Origin of the sequence: Halomonas sp. (assembly GCF_014859505.1) — a bacterium.
In the GTDB taxonomy this organism is placed as follows: Bacteria; Pseudomonadota; Gammaproteobacteria; order Pseudomonadales; family Halomonadaceae; genus Halomonas.
On the sequence record NZ_JACUUD010000128.1, the window covers coordinates 1 to 7,211 of the forward strand.

At 71.9% G+C, this 7,211-nt stretch carries 5 protein-coding genes; 3 read left to right on the forward strand and 2 right to left on the reverse strand.

The window, feature by feature from the left end:
- Positions 1-96: 96 nt before the first annotated feature.
- Both rapA and IBX53_RS13370 read right to left on the reverse strand, forming a co-directional pair.
- Positions 97-3,045 carry an RNA polymerase-associated protein RapA gene (gene rapA / locus IBX53_RS13365; RefSeq protein WP_290910037.1) on the reverse strand — a complete coding sequence of 983 codons (2,949 nt, stop codon included), beginning with the start codon at positions 3,043-3,045 and terminating at the stop codon, positions 97-99.
- 136 nt (positions 3,046-3,181) lie between these two features.
- Positions 3,182-3,982 carry a TlpA disulfide reductase family protein gene (locus tag IBX53_RS13370; RefSeq protein ID WP_290910039.1) on the reverse strand — a complete coding sequence of 267 codons (801 nt, stop codon included), beginning with the start codon at positions 3,980-3,982 and terminating at the stop codon, positions 3,182-3,184.
- 189 nt (positions 3,983-4,171) lie between these two features.
- Here IBX53_RS13370 and IBX53_RS13375 point away from each other — a divergent pair, with 189 nt between their 5' ends.
- From IBX53_RS13375 to IBX53_RS13385, 3 genes are all read left to right on the forward strand, one after another.
- Entirely contained in the window at positions 4,172-4,411 is a 240-nt protein-coding gene (locus tag IBX53_RS13375) for a hypothetical protein (RefSeq protein ID WP_290910041.1), read from the forward strand.
- Positions 4,404-5,975 (forward strand): phospholipase D family protein, encoded by a 1,572-nt coding sequence (locus IBX53_RS13380; protein WP_290910043.1) that lies wholly within the window; start codon positions 4,404-4,406, stop codon positions 5,973-5,975. Before IBX53_RS13375 ends, IBX53_RS13380 begins: the two co-directional genes overlap by 8 nt.
- Before the next feature lie 39 nt (positions 5,976-6,014).
- On the forward strand, positions 6,015-7,211 hold a 1,197-nt coding region (locus IBX53_RS13385), incomplete at its 3' end, for a DASS family sodium-coupled anion symporter (RefSeq protein ID WP_290910045.1).

Consider the following 7,211-nt stretch of genomic DNA (forward strand, 5'->3'; position numbering starts at 1 on the left):
CTATGCCAGGGATGGCATCGGTAGCGCCCAGGGATGGGTTCACAGCGCCTCCTCGTCGGTCCGGCGCCCCGGGGGCTGTCGACGGATCAGCCCCGTCTACCTTGCTTCATCCCCCACCGTGACAATCACCCTCACCGAATCCAGGCGCAGGCGGGTGCCCTCGATGGCCTCGTCCAGCGCCTGGCGCTCGGCGCGCAGCGCGGTGAGTTCGTCCTCGCGCACCGCCGGGTTGTGGCGGGCCAGGGCCGTCAGGCGGGCCAGCTCCCCGTCCAGCGCCTCGCGCATGCGTCCCTGGGCCGCCTCGGTGATGGAGGGCAGCTCGCGCTCCGCCTCGCCCTCGCCGCGGTCGAGCAGCTCGCGCAGCACCTCCAGGCGGCTGCGGATCAGGTCACGGGCCATGGCCTTCTTCACCTTCTGCAGGTTCTTCGAGAGCCCGGTGAAGGAGATCTTGTCGGTCAGGTTGGCGCCGGACTCGTCGAGCAGCACGCGCACCGCGGTGGGCGGCAGGAAGCGGTTGAGATGCAGCTTACGTGGGGCCGGGCAGTGGGTGCGGAACACCAGCTCGGCCATGATCCGCCCGGGGGGCAGCGCCGGGTGCCTGAGCAGCGCCAGGGCGGTGTTGCCCATGGTGCCGTCCAGGATGCGACCCATCATCTCGCGCAGCAGCGGATGCTCCCAGGAGAGCCGCTGGACGTCATCCCGGGATAGCGCGCGCAGCCGCGAGAAGGTGGCCGAGAAGCCCTCCTCGCCCTTGGCCAGGCCCGGCAGGCCATCGAGCATCTGGGGGCTGGGGTGCAGGTGCAGGATACCGCCGCCCAGTTCCTGGCTGTCGACCCCGAAGATGTCCAGCGCCAGGTCCAGGTAGCGGGGCAGGGCGCGGTCCTCGTCCAGTTCGCTGATCGCCGCGGCCACCGCCTCGGCGCGGCCGGGGCGACAGGCGTTGAGCTCCAGCAGACGGTTGCGTCCGGCGTCGCTCTCGGCCAGGCGGCTCTCGAACAGCGCCCGCGTCTCCTCGATCACCTCCGCCATGCCCTCGTCATCGAGCAGCGCCTCGGCCAGGGGGTCGCCGAAGGCGTCGAAGATCTCGCTGCCGATGCCGTGGGGGGCGCTGAAGGCATCCATGCCGTCGCGGTACCAGCGCAGCAGCTTCTCGCCGGGGCTGCCCTCGAACACCGGCACGTGAAGCTCGATGGCGTGGCGCTGGCCGATGCGGTCCAGGCGGCCGATGCGCTGCTCCAGCTGGTCCGGGTGCAGTGGCAGGTCGAACATCACCAGGTGGCGGCAGAACTGGAAGTTGCGCCCCTCGGAGCCGATCTCCGAGCAGACCAGCACCTGGCAGCCCTCCTCCTCGTCGGCGAAGGCCGCCGCGGCGCGGTCGCGCTCCACCAGGGAGAGCCCCTCGTGGAACACTGGGGCGTGGTAGCCGCCCAGCACGCGCAGCGCCTCGGCCAGCCCCAGGGCGGTCTCGCGGTCGTGGGCGATCACCAGCACCTTGTCGTTGGCCAGGCCTGCCTCGCCGTCGTCGGCCAGACGCTCCAGCAGCCAGTTGATCCGCGGGTCGATCTGCCACCAGGGCTCCTCGTTGAGCGGGTCGTCGACCAGCGCCCGGTACATGGCATCCAGGTAGATCAGCACCTCGGGGTGGTCGAGGCCGGTCTCGATCAAGAGCTCGTCCAGGTAGTCCTCGTCGCGCTCCAGCCTGCGCAGCACCCGGCGGTAGGCCGAGGGTGGGGCCAGCTCGGTGACGTGGAGGCGGCGCTCCGGGAAGCCGCCCACGTGGCGGCGGCTGTTGCGGAACATCACCCGGCCGGTGCCGTGGCGGTCGAGCAGCTGGTCGCGCAGCTGGTCCCGGGCGGCGGTGCGCTGGGCCTCGTCCGCCTCGGGGTTGGCCAGGGTGGCGAGCAGCGCCAGGCTGTCGGGTTCGTCGATCACCGCGGCGACCCGCGCACGGTCCGCATCATCGCCCGGCAGGCGCTCCAGGGCATCGATCGCCTCGGCCACCTCCACGTAGTGGGCCTCCTCCTCGCGGAAGCGCGCCAGGCTGTGGTAGCGGTCCGGGTCGAGCAGGCGCAGGCGGGCGAAGTGACTGGCGAGCCCCATCTGTTCCGGGGTGGCGGTGAGCAGCAGCACGCCCTCGCTCTCGCCGGCCAGGCGCGCCACGCAGGCGTAGCCGGGGCCCATCTGCTCCTCGCTCCAGTCCAGGTGATGGGCCTCGTCGACGATCAGCAGGTCCCAGGCGCAGGCCAGAGCCTGCGACTGGCGATGGGGGTTGGCGAACAGCCAGTCCTGGCTGGCCAGGATGATCTGCCCGGCCTCGAAGGGGTTGGCATCGCCGTGGGCCTGGCTCTGCTGTTCGTCGAGCAGGGTCACCTCGAGGGCGAAGCGGCGCAGCAATTCCACCAGCCACTGGTGGCAGAGGCTCGCTGGCACCAGGATCAGCGCCCGCTCGGCGCGGCCGGTGAGCAGCAGGCGGTGCAGGATCAGGCCCGCCTCGATGGTCTTGCCCAGCCCTACCTCATCGGCCAGCAGCACCCGCGGAGCGTGGCGCCGGGAGACCTCGTCGGCGATGTAGAGCTGGTGGGGAATCAGGTCGATGCGCGGCCCGGCCAGCCCCAGCGCCGGGTTCTGCTCGATGCGGTGGTGGTGGTGCAGGGTGCGAAAGCGCAGCTCGAACCAGTCGTTGCGGTCAACCTGGCCGGTCAGCAGGCGGTCGCGGGCCTGGTCGAACTGGGTGGTGTCGGCGAGTCGCGCCTCGGGGAGCTCGGTGAGCTCGCCCCGCTCGTCCTCGCCGATATAGACGATCAGCCCCTCCAGCTCCTTGGTGTCGTCCACGATCAGGGTCCAGCCCTCGGCGGCGCGGATGCGGTCGCCGCTGCCGAATACCACACGGGTCAGCGGAGCCTGGCGGCTGCTGTAGGTGCGTGTTTCCTGGCTGGCGCCGAACAGGACGGTAACGCTGCGTGCATCGCAGCTCAGGATGGTGCCCAGGCCGAGTTCGGCCTCGCCGTCGCTGATCCAGCGCTGGCCGGGGGAAAAGTCGCTCATGATGCCTCGGAGGATGCTGAAAGGGGTGCGCTCACGGCCGCCGGGACGGGGCAGGCCGAACAGGGCGCATTATCCTACAGCAAAGGGCGGCGCGGCTTAAGCATGGCGATTCGCCGCGCCACGTGTTGCCTGGCAGTCAGTGGCGGTCGAGCCAGGCGCCGAGCTGGGCCCGGGAGAGCTCGCCCACGTGGCGCTCCACGGCACGGCCGGAGGCATCGAACAGCAGGGTGGTGGGCAGCCCGGGAGATTCCAGCAGGGCCATCAGCTCCTGGCGCGGGTCGAGCAGCGGGTAGCGGAATTCGAGCCCCTGGTCGTCCAGGTAGCGAATCACCTGCAGCAGCTCCTCGCCCTGGTTGGCCACCACCACGGTGACGCCGTCGCGGGCGTCTGCCTCGGCCAGCAGCGGCATCTCCCGCAGGCAGGGCGGGCACCAGGTGGCCCACAGGTTGAGCACCACCGTCTCGCCCTGCAACTCGCGCAGGTTGACGCTTTCGCCGTCGAGGGTCTCCAGGGCCATATCGGGCAGCTCGTCCACTGGCATGCCGCCGCCCAGCGGCGCCAGGGTTACCAGCACCAGCCACAGGCTGGCGGCCCCCACGGTCAGCGCCATGGCGCCGATCAGCCGCAGCAGGTGCTGGCGCAGCGCCCAGCCGGTCCACAGCAGCGCGGCCAGCAGCCCCCACAGGCCGTGGAAGCCCGGCTGCCACAGCTTGAGGATGTCCAGCGGGGCCGCGGCGTAGGCGTCCAGGTGCAGCAGCACGTGGCCGGTGCGCGCGCCCACCAGCCAGGCCAGCACCAGGCCATTGAACCAGTTGGCATGCTCGCGGCGTGGCAGCCCCAGCAACCAGGCGCTCAGCGCCAGCAGCAGCAGGGCGACGCCCAGCGCGTAGAGGCGCGGCACCGATAGCAATACTGGCCCGAGGGCGATGGCATCCATGGCGTAATTTCCTGTGGGCGACTGGCGAGTGGCGCAATGCCGTTTCGGTGCAGGGTCGGCGACCGGCCCACGAGCGGGTACACTTGGTCACCCGGAGAGACGCTGCCGCGTCGACGCCCTGATCCTGCCAAGCCTACTGCCGGCCGGCAGGGCTGTCATCCATCCGTCACCCTCGTCACGGGAGCCTGCATGGCCAAGCCAGCCTTCGACACCCTGCGCGCCCTGGCCATCGCCAGCCAGGCGCTGGGCTTCATCCTGATCATCACCCTGGAGACGATCATGGGCGATGCCGCCCGCTACTGGCAGGGCTGGACCCTGGCGGCCATGGTCGCCGCCGCGCTGTGCATCGCCCTGGTGCGGCTCTATCGTCGCAACAAGGCGCGCAAGGCGCTGGCGCGACGGCTGGCCGACGACGATGGCGATGCCTGAGGCGTCGCGGCCCGCCGGCGGGCCGCGCCTGTCCCAGCTCGCCCCGCTGCTGGCGCTCCTGCTGCTGGCGGGCTGTGCCGGCGCCCCGGTCGTCCGCGAGCACACCACGGCGCTGCCGCCCTGGGAGGTGGCCGAGACCCGCCTGGGCGGCTGGGCCGCCGAGCAGGCCGAGGCCCACCCGGGCCAGAGCGGCCTGGCGCTGCTGGCCAACGGGCTGGACGCCTTCGCGGTGCGCGGCCTGCTCACCGCCCGGGCCGAGCGCCGCCTCGACATCCAGACCTACCTGATGGGCGACGGCCTGACCACCTGGGTTCTGCTGGCCCGGGTGCTGGACGCCGCCGAGCGCGGCGTCGAGGTGCGCCTGCTGATCGACGACATCGGCGCCGTGGGGCAGGGCCAGCGGCTGGCCGCCCTGGACAGCCACCCCAACCTGCAGGTGCGGGTCTACCACCCGCTGCCGGTGGGGCGCGCCCACCTGGCCACCCGGGTGCTGGCCACCATCCCGGTGCTGCCGCGCCACCACCGGCGCATGCACAACAAGCTGTGGATCGCCGACAATGCACTGGCCATCGCCGGCGGCCGCAATCTGGGCGACGAGTACTACAGCGCCGGCGAGCCACGCAACTTCGCCGACCTGGACCTGCTGGCGCTGGGGGCGGTGGTGGAGCCCCTCTCGATGAGCTTCGACCTCTACTGGAACCACGGCCTGGCCCAGCCGGTCGGCCGCTACCACCGCGTCGACGCCGATGCCTGGCGGGTCCTGCGCGACGAACTCGCCACCCGGCTCGACGAGGAGAGCGACTCCGACTACTTCCAGGCGCTGCGTGAGCGCCACGAGGAGCGCGACCGCCAGCGCCTGGTGGATGCCCTGCACTGGGGGCAGGCCGAGGCGCTGTGGGACCCGCCCGGCAAGCCGGCCTGGCGCGGGCGTCCGGCCCTGGCCGAGACCATGGCGGGGCAGCTGTGGGCGCGGGTGGTGCCCGAGGCCCGCCTCAGCCTGGTCTCGGCCTATTTCGTGCCCACCGCCGAGGGCAGCCGGGTGCTGCAGGGGCTGGCGGAGAGCGGCATCGCGGTCGAGGTGGTCACCAACTCCCTGGAGGCCACCGACGTGGCGGTGGTCCACGGCGCCTACATGCCCCATCGCCGCGCGCTGCTGGAGAGCGGCGTGGCACTCTTCGAGCTGCGCGCCGAGCACGCGATCGGCGAGGGGGTCGCCATGGGCATGCCGGGCACCTCCGCCTCGGCGCTGCATATCAAGGCCCTGGCGGTGGATGACGACATCGTCTTCGTGGGCTCGGCCAACGCCGATCCGCGGTCGGTGTGGTGGAACAGCGAGTTGGGGGTGCTGGCCGAGAGCGAAGGCCTGGCCCGGGAATTTCGCGAGCTGGTGGAGGAGGGGGCGAGCCCCGAGATGAGCTATCGGGTGACCCTGGACGAGGGCCGGCTGGGCTGGGAGATGCACCATGACGACGAGACGGTCCGCCTCGCGCGGGAGCCCGGCGGTCTCTGGCGGCACACCAACGCCTGGCTGAGCCGCCTGCTGCGGCTGGAGCGCTGGCTGTAGCGGGCGCCGTCCGTCGAGACGCGAGCAAGGAGATACGCGATGAATGACCCCCGGACCCGCGACGCCGAGGAGGCGAGCCAGGACGTGGAGCTGCGCCAGGCCCGGCGCGAGCGCATCAAGGTCACCCTCGGCCTCTTTCTCGGCCCCCTGGCGGCGGCCCTGCTGCTGTGGATGGAGGCCCCGGCGGACATGCCCCCGGCGGCCTGGCAGGTGGTGGCGCTGACCGCCTGGATGGCGGTGTGGTGGGTGCTGGAGCCGGTACCCATCGCCGTCACCGCGCTGCTGCCGGTGGCGCTGCTGCCGCTGCTCGGCGTGGGCACCATCCACTCGGTGGCGGCGCCCTATGCCAACCCGCTGATCTTCCTCTTCCTCGGCGGCTTCCTGCTGGCCGAGGCGATCCAGCGCTGGGGGCTGCACCGGCGCATCGCCATGCTGGTGCTGCGGGTCTCGGGCAGTCGCCCGGACCGTCTGGTGGCGGGCTTCATGCTCGCCACCGCGGCGCTGAGCATGTGGGTCAGCAACACCGCCACCGCTGCGCTGATGGTGCCCATCGGCCTCTCGGTGCTGGTCATGCTGGAGCGCCAGGGCGGTGCCGGGGGGAGTCGCAACATGGCGCTCACCCTGCTGCTGGGCATCGCTCTGGCCGCCAACATCGGCGGCATGGGCACCCTGATCGGCACCCCACCCAACGCCCTGCTGGCCGGCTTCATGGGCGAGAGCTACGGCATCGAGATCGGCTTTGCCCAGTGGATGGCAGTGGCCGTGCCGCCCTCGCTGCTGCTGCTGGCGCTGGCCTGGTGGCTGCTGACGCGCCTGGTCTACCCGGTGGAGCGCAGCGAGGTGCCCGGGGTGGCCGAGATGCTCGCCGACCAGGCCCGAGACCTGGGGCGCATGACCCGGCCCGAGCAGCGGGTGGCGGCGATCTTCGCCCTGGTGGCCCTGGCCTGGGTGACGCGCCCGCTGCTGGAGCGTGCCCTGGGGGTGGCGCTCAGCGACGCCGGCATCGCCATCATCGGGGCGCTGCTGCTCTTCGTGGTGCCGGCCCGCTGGCGGCAGCGCCAGTTCCTGATGGATTGGGACAGCGCCAGGCACCTGCCCTGGGGTGTGCTGATCATGGTGGGTGGCGGCCTGAGCCTGGGCACCGCCATCGAGGAGAGCGGCCTGGCTGCGGTGGTGGCCGAGGGGCTGGGTGCCTTCGGCAGCTGGCCCACCTGGAGCATGGTGGCCATGGTGGCG